This window comes from Streptomyces sp. NBC_00557 (assembly GCF_036345995.1).
Taxonomy (GTDB): domain Bacteria; phylum Actinomycetota; class Actinomycetes; order Streptomycetales; family Streptomycetaceae; genus Streptomyces.
In genome coordinates, this window is sequence record NZ_CP107796.1 from 6,803,448 (window position 1) to 6,817,960 (window position 14,513).

At 71.6% G+C, this 14,513-nt stretch carries 14 protein-coding genes, 2 tRNA genes and 2 pseudogenes; 14 read left to right on the top strand and 4 right to left on the bottom strand.

The window, feature by feature from the left end:
* Positions 1-94: 94 nt before the first annotated feature.
* The gene (locus OG956_RS30005) at positions 95-556 is read left to right on the top strand and encodes a hypothetical protein (protein ID WP_330341132.1); all 462 of its coding nucleotides are present in this window, start codon (positions 95-97) and stop codon (positions 554-556) included.
* A gap of 200 nt (positions 557-756) precedes the next feature.
* Positions 757-909 carry a hypothetical protein gene (locus tag OG956_RS30010; protein ID WP_165289388.1) on the top strand — a complete coding sequence of 51 codons (153 nt, stop codon included), beginning with the start codon at positions 757-759 and terminating at the stop codon, positions 907-909.
* Between the two features lie 64 nt (positions 910-973).
* Here OG956_RS30010 and OG956_RS30015 read toward each other — a convergent pair whose 3' ends face one another.
* On the bottom strand, positions 974-1,534 hold the full coding sequence (locus OG956_RS30015) for a CGNR zinc finger domain-containing protein (RefSeq protein ID WP_330341133.1): 561 nt from the start codon (positions 1,532-1,534) through the stop codon (positions 974-976).
* A 310-nt stretch (positions 1,535-1,844) separates the two neighbouring features.
* On the bottom strand, positions 1,845-2,258 hold the full coding sequence (locus OG956_RS30020; RefSeq protein WP_004002642.1) for an SsgA family sporulation/cell division regulator: 414 nt from the start codon (positions 2,256-2,258) through the stop codon (positions 1,845-1,847).
* Positions 2,259-2,448: 190 nt separating this feature from the next.
* On the opposite strand from OG956_RS30020, the gene OG956_RS30025 reads away from it, so the two are divergent.
* The 8 genes and pseudogenes from OG956_RS30025 to OG956_RS30060 all read left to right on the top strand — a co-directional run bounded on the left by OG956_RS30025 (position 2,449) and on the right by OG956_RS30060 (position 7,385).
* On the top strand, positions 2,449-2,931 hold the full coding sequence (locus tag OG956_RS30025) for a TIGR02611 family protein (RefSeq protein ID WP_330341134.1): 483 nt from the start codon (positions 2,449-2,451) through the stop codon (positions 2,929-2,931).
* 84 nt (positions 2,932-3,015) lie between these two features.
* Positions 3,016-3,087: transfer RNA gene (locus tag OG956_RS30030), tRNA-Val, on the top strand.
* 935 nt (positions 3,088-4,022) lie between these two features.
* Complete coding sequence (locus tag OG956_RS30035; RefSeq protein ID WP_330342986.1) at positions 4,023-4,970, top strand: alpha/beta fold hydrolase; 948 nt, start codon at positions 4,023-4,025, stop codon at positions 4,968-4,970.
* A 58-nt stretch (positions 4,971-5,028) separates the two neighbouring features.
* A pseudogene (locus OG956_RS30040) lies at positions 5,029-5,672 on the top strand (ABC transporter substrate-binding protein); the annotation flags it as partial.
* Between the two features lie 2 nt (positions 5,673-5,674).
* Positions 5,675-5,830: pseudogene (locus OG956_RS30045) on the top strand (exo-rhamnogalacturonan lyase family protein); the annotation flags it as partial.
* A 126-nt stretch (positions 5,831-5,956) separates the two neighbouring features.
* Positions 5,957-6,403: an SRPBCC family protein gene (locus tag OG956_RS30050; protein WP_330341135.1), complete on the top strand. Its 447-nt coding sequence runs from the start codon at positions 5,957-5,959 to the stop codon at positions 6,401-6,403.
* Positions 6,404-6,442: 39 nt separating this feature from the next.
* Positions 6,443-6,514 (top strand) — tRNA-Val (locus OG956_RS30055).
* A gap of 70 nt (positions 6,515-6,584) precedes the next feature.
* Positions 6,585-7,385, top strand: coding sequence for a DUF2207 family protein (locus OG956_RS30060; protein WP_330342987.1), 801 nt, complete (start codon positions 6,585-6,587; stop codon positions 7,383-7,385).
* Here OG956_RS30060 and OG956_RS30065 read toward each other — a convergent pair.
* Positions 7,357-8,082: a 3'-5' exonuclease gene (locus OG956_RS30065; protein ID WP_330341136.1), complete on the bottom strand. Its 726-nt coding sequence runs from the start codon at positions 8,080-8,082 to the stop codon at positions 7,357-7,359. The two genes, OG956_RS30060 and OG956_RS30065, sit on opposite strands and share 29 nt — an antisense overlap.
* 168 nt (positions 8,083-8,250) lie before the next feature.
* Here OG956_RS30065 and OG956_RS30070 point away from each other — a divergent pair, with 168 nt between their 5' ends.
* The 4 genes from OG956_RS30070 (at position 8,251) to OG956_RS30085 (ending at position 12,776) form a co-directional block, all read left to right on the top strand.
* Positions 8,251-8,817: a DUF4365 domain-containing protein gene (locus OG956_RS30070; protein ID WP_330341137.1), complete on the top strand. Its 567-nt coding sequence runs from the start codon at positions 8,251-8,253 to the stop codon at positions 8,815-8,817.
* Positions 8,814-10,058 (top strand): hypothetical protein, encoded by a 1,245-nt coding sequence (locus OG956_RS30075; RefSeq protein WP_330341138.1) that lies wholly within the window; start codon positions 8,814-8,816, stop codon positions 10,056-10,058. Before OG956_RS30070 ends, OG956_RS30075 begins: the two co-directional genes overlap by 4 nt.
* 98 nt (positions 10,059-10,156) lie before the next feature.
* Positions 10,157-12,133 (top strand): threonine--tRNA ligase, encoded by a 1,977-nt coding sequence (gene thrS / locus OG956_RS30080; protein WP_330341139.1) that lies wholly within the window; start codon positions 10,157-10,159, stop codon positions 12,131-12,133.
* Positions 12,134-12,218: 85 nt separating this feature from the next.
* Positions 12,219-12,776, top strand: coding sequence for an HIT family protein (locus tag OG956_RS30085; RefSeq protein WP_330341140.1), 558 nt, complete (start codon positions 12,219-12,221; stop codon positions 12,774-12,776).
* A 31-nt stretch (positions 12,777-12,807) separates the two neighbouring features.
* Here OG956_RS30085 and OG956_RS30090 read toward each other — a convergent pair whose 3' ends face one another.
* Complete coding sequence (locus tag OG956_RS30090) at positions 12,808-14,454, bottom strand: hypothetical protein (RefSeq protein ID WP_330341141.1); 1,647 nt, start codon at positions 14,452-14,454, stop codon at positions 12,808-12,810.
* Positions 14,455-14,513: the final 59 nt, after the last annotated feature.

Sequence of the window (14,513 nt, forward strand, 5' to 3'; positions counted from 1 at the left end):
GGTGCACGATGGAGGGGACGGAGGCGGCGTGCCGTGCCGGTGTGCAGCGTCCGCCGACTGCCCGCCGCCCGACCCAGCCCGCCAGGAGGACCGGATGATTGCCGAGACCGTCTGCTCCGCCGTGTCCGCGGCGGGCCTGGGCATCGCGGTGGTCACGGCCTACCGCAGGCGTTTCCTCGCGGCGGCCCGCATCGCGGCCTACGCACTGGTGCCGGTCGGCCTGGTGATGACCGGGCTGGTCGGCTGGCTCGCCCACACCGCCTTCAGCCCCACCGCGTGGGCGGGGTTCGGATTGCTGGGCGCGGCCTGGCTGCTGTTCGCCGGCACCCGGGCGGTGGAGCGCCGGCGCGCCGGGCGCGCGGCGGCCGGCAGCGAGCGGACCGAGGCCGTGGCCCCGGGATCCTCCGCTCCGTCCCTGGGCGGATCCTCCGCTGCGTCCCTGGGCGCCGGCAGCCGGCCCGCGAAGGGCTCCGCCGCCCCGCGCCCGACCGGCTCGGCGGCCCCCACCGACGACTTCAGCGACATCGAGGCCATCCTCAAGAAACACGGCATATGACGGCCGCGGCCCTCCGCGCCGCGGCACGTGCACCACAGGACCCTCCCGGACCGAAACGACACAGAGCGTCGCGCGCCCGGCCCGAATCGTTCACAACCCGAAGCGAGTCGGACGGGACGGTGCGACAAGCGGCAACTCCCGCGCCCGGCGAGCGTGTGGATCGCGCGCAGGCCCCCATCTGCGCCATGATCTGCGGCGAGATGCTGGACACGAGACAGAGCGAGGCCGCGCCGCCGAAGGACGAGCCGCGCGGGTGCCTCTTCGCCCTATCCCAGCCACCGCTGATGATCTTCCTTGCGGTGATCGGGTGTCTGCTCCTCATGGCTGCGCTGCACGACCTGCTGTTGCTGTGAGCCGTACACGTCCGTCCCGGCGTCACCCGCCGGGACGGACGTCGCCCCGGCCGGCCCGTGCCGGTCAGCCCGCCGCTTCCTTCCTCCTGGCCCGGTAGGCGGCCACATGGAGCCGGTTGCCGCAGGTGCGGCTGTCGCAGTAGCGCCGCGAGCGGTTGCGGGAGAGGTCGACGAAGGCGCGCCGGCAGTCCGGTGCCTCGCAGCGCCGCAGCCGCTCCTGCTCCCCGGCCACCACGAAGAAGGCCAGCGCCATGCCGCAGTCGGCGGCGAGATGGTCGGCCACGGAGGCGCCGGGAGCGAAGTAGTGCACATGCCAGTCGTAGCCGTCGTGGTCCGTCAGACGCGGGGTGGTGCCCGCCGCGGCGACCAGCTCGTTGATCAGCACCGCAGCCGAGCGGGCGTCCGGCGCGGCGAAGATCGCCGCGAAGCGCCCCCGGACCCTGCGCACCGCCGACAGGTCGAACTCCGACAGCACGCCGACATCGCTGATCTTGTGGTTTCGTACGAATTCCGCGAGGGCCGGGACATCGGGCAGTCCGTCGGCCGCCGCGTCGTCCTCCGGCGCGGTGTTCACCAGATCCACCACGGTGTCGAGCGCGCACCGGGTGTCGTGGGTGATCAGCACTGTTCGCTCCCTGGCCTGGGGGGTCGGGCCGAGGCCCGCCGATGCTGGCCGATGGTAGCGACATCCGCGCCCACCGCACCGGTCCGAGTCCGACCTCGATTGCCGGTAGAACGCCTCGGCGCGCGGGCTGGTTCCCTCCCCGCGCCGGCGTACACGAGTCACCCGGCCGGCGGAAGCGGGCGGGCACACCTGGGCGCCGTCCCGTGTGCATCGCTCACGGTGACGGCGCCGGGCTGTGCCGTATGCGGTTGTCTTGGCCCGAGCCGTCTCCCCGAGTGGACGGCACCGGGCTGCTTTCGAGGGCCGCGGCCTAGCTCTCCGCCAAGATGTGCGAGAGCTCCTGATCCAGATCGAAATGCCGATGCTCCGTGCCGGGGGGCACGGCGGCGTCGGTTCGCTTCAGGAAGGACTCGAGGGCCCGCGCAGGGGCCTCGAGCAGGGCCTCCCCCTCCGGGGAGCTGAGGGCGATGCACACGACGCCCTGACCATGGCTGCGCGACGGCCAGACTCGGACGTCGCCGGTGCCGGTGGGACGGTGCAGCCCCTCGGCGAGGAGGTCGCGGGCGAACACCCACTCGACGGTCTCCTCGGCTCCGGTGTGGAAGGTGGCGTGCACGGCGTAGGGGTCGGCCGTGTCGTACCGCAGGCCTGCGGGGACAGGCAGGGAGGACTCGCTCGACACAACGAGGCGCAGGTGCAGCTCGCAGCTGACCGTGGTGTTCATAAGCGCCAGGGCCTTTCGCTCAGTGTGCGCTCGGGGATTCGCACGTCGGCGAAATCGACATGCCACCTACGATGCCGTTGTAAACCCCTCTGAGGGTTTTGCGTGTCTTTACGTAACTCTTCCGGCCGAGAACTCGTACGAGATCTACGACCATTCCGGTGACCGATTCACTCCGGTAGGGTTTGTATGTATGAATACGCGGAGTGACGGGCGGAACGAGGCCGCCGTGGGGGTCGGGGACGAGCACCCTGACGGGCATCGCGGAGAAGGCCGCGAGGACGCCGTACCCGCGGCCGGCGGCCGGCTCGGCTCCCGGGCGCCGGAATTCATCAGGGCCCGCCCGATGCTGCACCTCGGCTGGCAGGTCTGCGTCTTCCTGGTCGGCCTGGCGGTCGTCGCCGCCGGGATCGTGATGCTGCCGCTGCCGGGACCCGGCTGGGTGGTGATCTTCGGCGGCATGGCGATCTGGGCGACCGAGTTCGTCTGGGCGCAGCTCGTGCTCCGCTGGACCAAGCGCAAGGTCACCGAGGCCGCCCAGCGCGCCCTCGATCCCAAGGTGCGCCGTCGCAACATCGTCCTGACCGTGATCGGGCTGGTGATCGTGGCCGTGCTGGTCGCGGTCTACACGTGGAAGTTCGGCTTCGTCATGCCGTGGAAGATCAAGCACCAGTGACGTCTCCTGCGCCGCCCGGCGGTCCACCGCCCCGGCCCTGGTCGGAGGCACCCCCTGACATGGGGTAATGTTCTTCCTGAGCCCGGGCGATTAGCTCAGTGGGAGAGCGCTTCGTTCACACCGAAGAGGCCACTGGTTCGAACCCAGTATCGCCCACCCCAACCGACGGCCCACCTGCGACAGAGCGGGTGGGCCGTCGGCGTGCGCGGGCCTGTGGGCTCGGTGGCAGGGTTGCCGCGCCGGTCGGCTGCTGCGGGCTTGTGTGCCTCGGCGGAGGCTGCCGTGTCGGTCGGTGCTGGGGGCTGGTGCGGGTGGTGGTGGGCTGCTGTGCTGGTCGGCTGCTGCGGGCTCGTGCGGGTCGGTGGGGTCCTGCCGCGTCGGCTCGCCTCTGCAGGCCTGTCCGGGTCGGTGGAGGCTGCCTGCCGCTCGGCTGCTGCGGGCTTGTAGTGGCTTGGTGGAGTCCTGCTGCGCCGGCTTGCAGGTCAGCCGTGTGGGGTCCCCGTTCGCAGGATGCCGGCACCTGCGGTCTCCGTCCGCCGAGGCCCATGCACGGACCGTTCCTTTTGCCGAAGCGGCAACTTTCCTCGTGCTCACCGGGCCGGCCATCGCACCATCGTCCACATCGGCCGCCACCGGACCGACGCCCTTCGCCGGTCGCTCCGACCGGGCAGCCGCGAGCCGCCCCTGCCCGGCCTTCCACCCCACCTGACCAGCACTTAAGCCGAGAACACCCCGGCGCACGACTTGTCCGGGAGAGGCGACAGAGCGATAGATCGGCAAGCCGACAAACCGACAGGACCGACGCCCCGCCACCACGCGCACCTCGGGCGACGGCCGGCACGCCAGGACCTGGCAAGCCGGTACACCGACAGTCCCGCACCGCCGGCCGTCAGCCTCGAAGATCCGTGCCCTTGAGCGGCCCCGCACACCCCGTGACCGTGAACGCCCCAGACGACCCGACGTCGGAGCCCTCCGCAGGAGACCCCGTGCCCGAGACGCCCGCAGCAGCAGCCACGCCCAAGAACGCCGCCCCGCCCCCCACTCCAGCACCAGCCAGGCCCAAGAATCCCGCCCCCGCCCCCGTCCACCGCCTGGTGTCCTCCCCGGCGGGCCGTGTGCACCTCGTGGAGCAGGGCCGCGGCCCCCTCGTGCTGCTGGTGCACGGTTTCCCGGAGTCCTGGTACTCGTGGCGGCACCAGTTGCCGGCCCTGGCTGCCGCCGGTTACCGGGCCGTGGCCGTGGACGTCCGGGGCTACGGCCGGTCGTCGAAACCGGCGGCCGTGGATGCGTACCGGATGTTCGACCTGGTCGCCGACAACCTCGCCGTGGTGGAGGCGCTGGGGGAGGAGTCCGCGGTGGTGGTGGGGCACGACTGGGGCGCCACGATCGCCGCTACGTCCGCTCTGACCAGACCGGACGTCTTCCGAGCAGTGGCTCTGCTGGGGGTGCCGTACAGCCCTCCCGGCGGTCCCCGGCCCAGTGAGATCTTCGCGGGCATGGGTGGGGAGGGGGAGTTCTACGTGGCGTACTTCCAGCAGCCGGGCCGGGCCGAGGCGGAGATCGAGCCGGATGTGCGCGGCTGGCTCGCCGGCTTCCACGCGGCCCTGTCCGCCGGCACCATGCCCGGGCCGGGCGCCCCCGGCCCGCACTTCACCGGCCGTGGCGGCACCCTGCGGGAGCGTTTCCCCGCCGGTCCGCCGCCCGCCTGGCTGGGCGAGGAGGCCCTGGACTTCCTGGCCGGGGAGTTCGAGCGGACCGGCATGACCGGGGCGCTGAACCGGTACCGGAACATGGACCGTGACTGGGCGGACCTGGCAGGTCACGCGGGCGCCCCGATCCGGCAGCCCTCGCTGTTCATCGCCGGAGCCCTGGACCCCTCGCTCGCCTGGCTGGCCGACGCGGTCGCGGCCTACCCCGAGACCCTGCCCGGCCTGCGCGGCTCGCACCTCCTCGACGGCTGCGGTCACTTCGTCCAGCAGGAACGCCCGGAAAAGACCAACCGTCTCCTGCTCGACTGGCTGACGGGCCTGCCTTCCTGAATCCCACGTGTCTGCGTGACTTACCCGGCCGCCGCCGCCCACCTGCGGCGCCGGGGGCGGCGGCGGAAGCGGTTCCGGGGACGCGAGGGTGACGATCCGTTACTCGCGGTGGGGCGCCGAGGAGCGGATCAAGAAGATCAACCAGACCATCGCGCTCTTCGAGAAGAAGTATCCGAAGATCAAGGTCAAGACCGACTTCCAGACGTACGCGTCCTTCTGGGAGAAGTTCCAGACGCAGGTCGCCGACGGAAATCCCCCGGAGTTTTCCAAAACGCCGTCACTTTTCTCCGGAAGTACGACAAGCGCGGAATTCTCCTCGGCCTCGGATCTCAGGTGCAGGCAGGTAATCTGACTCCGGATCACTTCCGGGCCGGAACGACGAAGGTCGGCGAGGTCTACGGAAAACAGCTCGGAATTCCCGTCGGCTCCAACACCATGGCGCTCGTGATCGACAAGAAGGTGTTCCAGAAGGCCGGCGTCGAGCCGCACCCGGACTGGACCTGGGACGACTACTTCAAGGCCCTGAAGACCGTCCACGACCGGACGAAGGTCCCCGGGGACACCGGCTACTTCCCCATCATGTACCTGTACGACCTCCGCCTCCGGCAGAACGGCAAGGCGATCTTCACGAAGGACGGGCTCGGCTTCGACAAGACCGATCTGACGGAGTGGTGGACCGACGGCTACAACCGCGTCAAGGCGTCCCCTGGTCGGCGCCGTGGAAGACGGACAAGCTGACCGGGCCCGGCACCCTGGTCGAGGGCAGCGAGGCGAGCCGGGTGTCCAGCAACGACACCGCGCTGTACGGCCTCGCGGCCATCGAGAACCTGGTGCTGCTCCGCGACAGGATGCCGTCGTAGCCGGTGATTGGGGGGAGCGCCGGCGCACGGGCGGCGGCGCTCCCCGAAGAGTGTGGCCCGCGTCACGGTACGGCGCATGAGTACGCGTACTCAGATTCATCCGCCCCGGCCGGGCACACTCCCGGCATGGACTGGAACCACTACCGCTTCCGCAGCCTGTGGCCCCTGCCCGCGCCGCCGGCCGACGTGTACGCGGTGCTGGAGCGGCCCGAGGACTATCCGCGCTGGTGGCCGCAGGTGCGGTCGGTGACCAGGCTGGACGCCGACACCGGTGTGATCACCGTCCGGTCCGTGCTGCCGTACGCCATGACCTTCACCGCGCGGCGGATCCGCCGCGACCCCGACGCCGGTGTGCTGGAGGTCGCCCTGTCCGGTGACATCGAGGGCCGGGCACGCTGGACCGTCACCGCCGAAGGCCCGGGAACCCTGGCCCGCTACGAGCAGGAAGTGGACGTGCACAAGCCGCTGCTGCGCCGGCTCGCCGTACCCGGCCGTGCGGTCTTCCGCGCCAACCACCGCCTGATGATGCGGTCCGGGCGCCGCGGACTGCTCCGGCACCTGCAAGCGGTTTGAAGGATCGGCGCCGGGGCCTGTATTGTTCAGTGCGTTCCCGGGCGATTAGCTCAGTGGGAGAGCGCTTCGTTCACACCGAAGAGGCCACTGGTTCGAACCCAGTATCGCCCACCGGGAAAGGGCCGGTCCGCAGCAGCGGGCCGGCCCTTTTGATGCCACGGGCGAGCAACACGCCCCGGGCCTGCGGCGCCGCACCAGGGACACCGGCTCCCCGGACCCGGTCACCGGCGAGGTCCTCGGGTGCCTCTTCGGCGGTCGCGACGAGATCACGCCGAGCCGGTACGACACGACCTTCCAGGCTGGCTGGTCGCTGCTGGCGCGCCGCCTCGAGGACTGGCAGGCCGCGAGCGGTCTGTGGGACGCGGCGTCCGTGCGCCGGGCACGCGCCGGACGGTACGCTGGCATCGCCGGCGCCGTGCTCGGTTTCGTCATCGCCGTGGTGGGCGCGGGCCTCGGCGGCAGCCGCCATGCGGCCGGAGGACCCGTGCTCGTCGCCGGCGCGGTCCTCTTCGGCACCGGGCTCGCGATGGCGCGGCAGGCCTGGGAGCTGCACCGGCGCACCCCCGACGGCAGCGCCCAGTGGCTGCGGGTCGAGGCGTTCCGGCGCTATCCCGCCGACCCGTCCGCCCATCCCGGCACCGAACCGCTCGACGACGACCAGGTGCGGCTCTGCACGGCCTGGGCGGTCGCCCTCGGCCTGGACGACACCTGGCGGCATGCCGTCGAGACGACCGCCGTGCCCACCCGGCGGCCGTCCTCGCACGCCGTGCGGCCCGGCCCGGCGCCGGCCGCCGGACTCGTCGCCTCGGCCGCGCTCGCCTCCACGACGGCGTCCTCCGGCGGCGGCTCGAGCGGAGGAGGTTCCCCGCGGCTGTCGGCGGCGGGGCGGGCGGCGGAGGCGCTCCTGGTGACCGCCGTACGGGGCGCGGTGCCCGGGCCGTGCCTCGCTGAGCCTAGGCCGCGGCCGGCAGCTCCGGCCTGAGCGGCCAGTCCGTGCTGACGATCTCGTCCGAGCCGCTGCGCGCGAACCACGCCTGAAGACCGCGGGCCTGCGCCGCGTGCCAGCCGGCCTGGAGCGTGTGCAGCTCGGCGGGGGTCAGGCGCTCCAGACGGGTCGCGAAGCGGCGGCCCAGGGCGCGTACGACGTCCAGCGCGGCCAGCGCGTCCGCCGCCGCGTCGTGCGCGCCCTGCAGCGTCACGCCGTAGTGCTCGCACAGGTCGGTCAGGGTGCGGCGGCCCTTGCGGTAGCGGTCCAGGTGCTTGTCCAGCACCCGCGGGTCCAGCACCCTGAGCGGCGCCGACTGGAACCACCGGTCCAGCGAGGACGCCCGGTGCCTGCGCAACTCCCGGTCCAGCAACGTGAGATCGAAGGGCGCGTTCATCACCACCAGCGGGCGGCCCATCGCCGCGTGCTCCGCCAGCTGCTCGGCTATCTCGTACATCACCGGCGCCGGCCAGCGGCCGTTGCGCTGCAGGTGATCCTCCGTCAGACCGTGCACCGCCGTGGCCTCCTCGGGCACCGGCACGCCCGGGTTCACCAGCCACCGGGTGACCCGGGGCCGGGTGCCCGGCGCGTCCTGGACGACGACGGCGGCCGACACGATCCGGTCGGTCTCGACGTCCACGCCCGTCGTCTCCGTGTCGAAGGCGGCCAGCGGCCCCTCGTACCAGTACGTCATCCCAACCCAACTCCTCGTTCACCCGGGGCAGGTGACGTTCCGTCTTCTGCCCGTTTGGTGATACCCGGGCCGTTTGCGCCGTACGCCGGGCGGAGACAACAGGAGTACGGGTCTTTGCTGTTCAGCGGCCCTCAGCGGGGAAACACTTGGCTTGGAAGGCTGTTGGTCATGGCCATTGCGCAGCCCGAGCGGGGCGGGCTGCTGCCCGATCGCACGGGCCCCCTTCGCGGCACGCTCGCCACCACCGCCTGCATGGAGACACTGCAGGTCGGCTATCTCCACGCGGTCGCCGCCGCGGCGGGATGCTCGCTGTCCCAGCCCTTCCCGGACAACGGCATCGACTGGCATGTCAGCCACAGCGCGCCCGGGCACACCGTCGACGACGAGGTCACCATCAAGGTGCAGCTCAAGGCCACGTACCAGGTCGCGCCGAACCCTCCGGGGCGCTCCTTCTCCTTCACCCTCGACAACGACCATCTGCGCAAGCTCGCCCGCACACCCGTCTCGGTGCACAAGATCCTCGTCGTGATGCTCGTCCCGCGCTCCCAGGACGACTGGCTGCGCGCCAGCCACGACCGGCTCGACCTCAGGCACTGCTGCTACTGGGTCAACCTGGCCGGTCACGCCGTCACCGGCCGGCACCGGACCACCGTGCGGATCCCGACCTCGCGCATCTTCGACGACCGGGCGCTGTGCGAGATCATGACGCGGGTCGGGACGGGAGGCAGGCCATGAGGAGCCGTCCGTACGAGGAGCCGCCGCGCCAGGTCCGGCCGCATCCCGACGACCCCGCCTGGCAGCGGCCGCCCGACCCCGGCCGGGTCGACCCCGCCGTGCTCGGCGCCCTGCTGCGCCGGCACGGCTGGCAGCGGCGCGGCGGGGCCCCGGGACGCTACGGCCGCTGGACCCCGCCCGGACCGGGCGGCGGCGGGACCAGCCTGCTGGTGCCGGAGAGCCGGGCCTTCCCCGACAGCGACGACCTGCTCGGCGAGGCCCTCGACGCTCTCGCCCGCAGCCACACCCCCGCCGCGCGCGAGGTGCTGATCTCCCTCGCCGTGCCCAGCGACGAGATCCGCTGGTGGCGGGACACCCCGAGCGGACCCGTCGGCGCCGCGCCCTGGTCGGCCGACGAGCAACTGCGCGGCGCCGCACGGCAGATGCTGCTCGCCGCCGCGCTCGCCACACGCGCCCGTGCCGGCTACCACGGCGCCCGCCACCGCCGTGCGGCCGCCGCGCTCCTGGACGACGTCCTCGTCGGCCCCGCCGCCGAGGGCCGGCGTCTCACCGCCTTCGTGCCCGTGCCCACCGGCCGCCCGCTCGCCGTCCGCCTCCACCAGGCCCTGTACGCCGCCCGGGAGGCCGTCGACTACCGGCGGGCCACCGGCGGTATGGACGCCTTCGACGGCGCCGTCGAGGCCGGCGTCAGCCGCGAGCTGACCGAGGCGCTGGCCGCGCTCGTCCGGGGCACCGAGGGCGCCCGGATCGCCGTCGCCTGGGCGCCCGGCGCCGGTGTCCCCGAGGGCTGCGCCCCCTCCGCCGAACCCGTCGAGTTCTCACCCGGCGACCTGCCCGTCCTGCGCGAGGCCGCCGCCCGCTACCTGCGCGAGGAACCCTCCGTGCCGGTCCGGATCACCGGCGCCGTGGTCCGCATGCGCCGCTCCGGACCCGGCGGCGCGGGCACGGTGCGGCTGCGCGTCCTCGCGGGCGCCGACGTGCCGCACGTGCGCGTCACCCTGGACGAGGAGGACTACCGCATCGCCGGCCACGCCCACCTCGTCGGACTCCCGGTGCGGGTGCACGGCCGGCTGGAGCGGCGCGGCGGCTTCCGGCGGCTCACCGGCGCCTCCGGCGTCGTACCCGTGCAGGTCGACGAGGGGGAGCGGGACCGGCTGATGAAGTCCCTGCAGGAGAACCTCGACTTCTTCGAGGAGGCGTGCGGCGACAGGGAGCCAGGAGAGTACGGGGACGAGGACTGAGGGTGACCGTTTCGCGGTCGGCGCCGTGAGGTCGGTACGATCGCCTGTGCGCGCGCTCCTGGTACGGCGCCGCACCCACCTTCAGTCAGGAGAGACCGGTGTCAGACGTCCGTGTGATCATCCAACGCGATTCCGAGCGGGAAGAACGCGTGGTGACGACGGGCACTACGGCCGCCGACCTCTTCGCGGGCGAGCGCTCGATCATCGCCGCGCGCGTGGGCGGCGAGCTGAAGGACCTGGCGTACGAGCTGGCCGACGGCGACGAGGTCGAGGGCGTCGAGATCTCGTCCGAGGACGGCCTGAACATCCTGCGCCACTCCACCGCACACGTCATGGCACAGGCCGTGCAGGAGCTGTTCCCCGAGGCCAAGCTGGGCATCGGCCCGCCCGTCAAGGACGGCTTCTACTACGACTTCGACGTCGACAAGCCGTTCACGCCCGAGGATCTCAAGGCCATCGAGAAGAAGATGCAGGAGATCCAGAAGCGCGGGCAGCGCTTCTCCCGCCGTGTGGTCACCGACGAGGCCGCCCGTGAGGAGCTGGCGGACGAGCCGTACAAGCTGGAGCTGATCGGCCTCAAGGGCTCCGCCTCCTCCGACGACGGCGCGGACGTCGAGGTCGGCGCCGGAGAGCTGACGATCTACGACAACCTGGACGCCAAGACCGGCGAGCTGTGCTGGAAGGACCTGTGCCGCGGTCCGCACCTGCCCTCGACCCGGCTGATCCCGGCGTTCAAGCTGATGCGCAACGCGGCCGCCTACTGGCGCGGCAGCGAGAAGAACCCGATGCTCCAGCGCATCTACGGCACCGCCTGGCCGTCGAAGGACGAGCTGAAGGCGTACCTGGACTTCCTCGCCGAGGCGGAGAAGCGCGACCACCGCAAGCTCGGCACCGAGCTGGACCTGTTCTCCATCCCGGAGCAGATCGGCTCCGGCCTCGCCGTCTTCCACCCCAAGGGGGGCATCGTCCGCCGGGTCATGGAGGACTACTCGCGCCGCCGGCACGAGGAGGAGGGCTACGAGTTCGTCTACACCCCGCACGCGACCAAGGGGAAGCTCTTCGAGACCTCCGGGCACCTGGACTGGTACGCCGAGGGCATGTACCCGCCCATGCAGCTCGACGAGGGCGTGGACTACTACCTCAAGCCCATGAACTGCCCGATGCACAACCTGATCTTCGACGCGCGCGGCCGCTCCTACCGCGAACTGCCGCTGCGCCTCTTCGAGTTCGGGACCGTGTACCGGTACGAGAAGTCGGGCGTCGTGCACGGCCTGACTCGCGCCCGGGGCTTCACGCAGGACGACGCGCACATCTACTGCACCCGCGAGCAGATGTCCGAGGAACTGGACAAGACGCTCACCTTCGTCCTCGGTCTGCTGCGCGACTACGGCCTGACCGACTTCTACCTGGAGCTGTCCACCAAGGACCCGGAGAAGTTCGTCGGCTCCGACGAGGTCTGGGAGGAGGCGACCGAGACGCTGCGCCAGGTCGCCGAGAAGCAGGGCCTGCCGCTGGTCCCGGACCCGGGCGGCGCCGCCTTCTACGGCCCGAAGATCTCTGTCCAGGCCAAGGACGCGATCGGCCGGACCTGGCAGATGTCGACCATCCAGCTCGACTTCAACCTGCCCGAGCGGTTCAACCTGGAGTACACCGGTCCCGACGGCTCCAAGCAGCGCCCGGTCATGATCCACCGCGCCCTGTTCGGCTCCATCGAGCGGTTCTTCGCGGTCCTGCTGGAGCACTACGCGGGCGCCTTCCCGGCGTGGCTGGCGCCGGTGCAGGCGCTGGGCATCCCGATCGGCGACGCGCACGTGGAGTACCTGGAGAAGTTCGCGGCGGCGGCCCGCAAGAAGGGCCTGCGCGTCGAGGTGGACTCCTCCTCGGACCGCATGCAGAAGAAGATCCGCAACGCCCAGAAGCAGAAGGTGCCCTTCATGGTCATCGCGGGCGACGAGGACATGTCGAACGGCTCGGTCTCCTTCCGCTACCGCGACGGCTCCCAGGAGAACGGCATCCCGTTCGACGAGGCCATCGCCAAGATCGCGAAGGTCGTGGAGGACCGGGTCCAGGTCTGATCCACCCCGTGTGAAGAGCGCGGACAGGCCCCCGGGACCCCAGTGGATCCCGGGGGCCTTTCCCGGTCGGCGGGGGTGACGCCATATGCTGCACAGCATGACGAGTGAGCCGGAGCAGCAGATCGGAGTGGGGACGCAGGACGCGTTCCAGCGCCTGTGGACGCCCCACCGGATGGCCTACATCCAGGGCGAGGGCAAGCCGACCGGTCCCGGGGCCGACGACGGCTGCCCCTTCTGCACGATCCCGGCCAAGTCCGACGAGGACGGACTGATCGTCCGGCGTGGCGAGCACGTCTACGCGGTGCTCAACCTCTACCCGTACAACGGCGGCCATCTGATGACGGTCCCGTACCGCCATGTCGCCGACTACACGGAGCTGACCGGTCCGGAGACCGCCGAGCTGGCCGAGCTGACCAAGCAGGCCATGACCGCCCTGCGCAGCGCGTCCGGCGCGCACGGCTTCAACATCGGCATGAACCAGGGCACGGTCGCGGGCGCCGGCATCGCCGCCCACCTGCACCAGCACATCGTCCCGCGCTGGGGCGGCGACACCAACTTCATGCCGGTGGTCGGCCACACCAAGGTGCTGCCGCAGCTGCTGGCGGACACCAGGAAGATGCTGGCCGAGGCCTGGCCGGCGTAGTCGCTCCGGTGCCCTCCGCCGAGGGCACCGCTCACGCGTCGTACAGGTCGGCCTTCGTCGGTGTCGGGTCCTGCACCAGCCCGCTGAGGACGCCCGAGCGCGTGCCGAACTTCTCCGTGTCCACGCCGTTCTCCTCCAGCACCCTCATCGCCGCCGCGTGCACCACCCGCAGCACCGGCGTGGCCGCGCGCAGCGCGTCGTCGGCCATGAAGCGGTGCCGCCACGGCTGGTCGGCCCAGGCGTGCCGCAGGCCGAACGGCTCGGGCAGGACCAGCTGGCCGCCGAGCCAGTTGAGCAGCGGCGGATACCAGGTCAGCGGGGCGCGCGTGGCCAGCCGGACCACCTCGTCGGTGGTGGCCAGCGGCAGCATGACCTTGCGGGTCTCCCACGGCTTGAGGGACTTGGCGACCTCCTTGCTCGGCGGCTCCGGCTTGGAGGTGAACAGCGAGTTGACCGGCCCCAGCGCGTGCCCGGTGACCTCGATGCGCAGCGTCTCGTGCAGCACCGTCACCGTGATCAGCATGGTGATGACCAGCTGACCGTCCCACAGCGTCCACTGCACGCCCAGGTAGTGCCGGTCGCCGCTGCCGAACTGCTGCTTGTTGCAGATCTCCTGTATCGCGTGCGGCTTGACCTGGAAGGCCTCGACGTCGGTGCCCTGCGGGCGGGACACCTCCGTGGCCTTCTCGCCGATCGGCGTGACGATCCAGTGCTTGATGGACGGCTTGGGGAAACCGCCGGTGTTCAGCGGGCCGCGCTCCAGCAGGGCGAGCTGGTCGTGGATCGCGCGTATGACGTCCCAGCTGCGGAACGGGTGGATCTCCCGGGACGGGTCGGCCGGCACCAGGTCCTCGGCGAGCTGCCAGGAACCCCAGCGTGTGCCCATGCCGAGTATGCCCTTGGGGCCGGCGTAGAAGACCGAGTTGGACTGCTGCTCGGCGCTGAGCCGGGCCAGTGACTGGCGCAGCTCCTCGGCCGCGGTCTGGTTCGGTCCGCGCGGCACCGCCTCCGGGACCTTGGCGCCGACGCTGGTGCCCGACAGCAGGCCGTCCCAGCGGGCCCGCAGGTCTCTGGCCGTGCGCTCGCAGATCTGCTTGGCCCAGAACCAGCCGAGGACGGGCACCACCACGCAGGCGCGCGCGTACCACCCCCAGAATCCGCCGAACGGCATCTTGATCAGGAACAGCGCGGCGAGCAGGCCGACGCCGAGGAGGAGGACGGTGGCGAGCGCCCCCGCCCGTCTGTCCTCGCGGGTGGCGACGAACGTGCGCAGCTGGAAGACGAGCAGCCAGCCCAGCAGCCCGGGCAGGAAGAGCACCCCGCACAGCAGCGTCACGGCGGTCAGCCGGTTGTCGCGCTCCCGGCGGATGTTGTTGGCCGCGAGGCAGTGCTCGACGACGAACTGGGGCTCCGAGCCGAAGGACTGGATGAGCGGCTTGCGGCCGGGCGCGAGCATCCGGGTGATCACGGCGCGCGAGAACGCCTCACCGAGATTGGGCCGCAGCAGCGCGATTCTGCCGGGCTTGAGGGTCGACTCGTGCCATTCGTTGTCGGCCTTCTTGATCTCCTCCATCGGGCTGTCCCGGTACGCCGCGGAAGCCAGCGCGGCGGTCGCCGCCTGGCCCTCGTCGCCCGAGACGGGCACCTGGGGTCCGTCCCACTCCGTTCCCAACGACATTCCCGCCCCCATCGCCGCCGGTGTCGCTTCTGCGGCCTTCCCGCCTTCCTCGCTCCGCA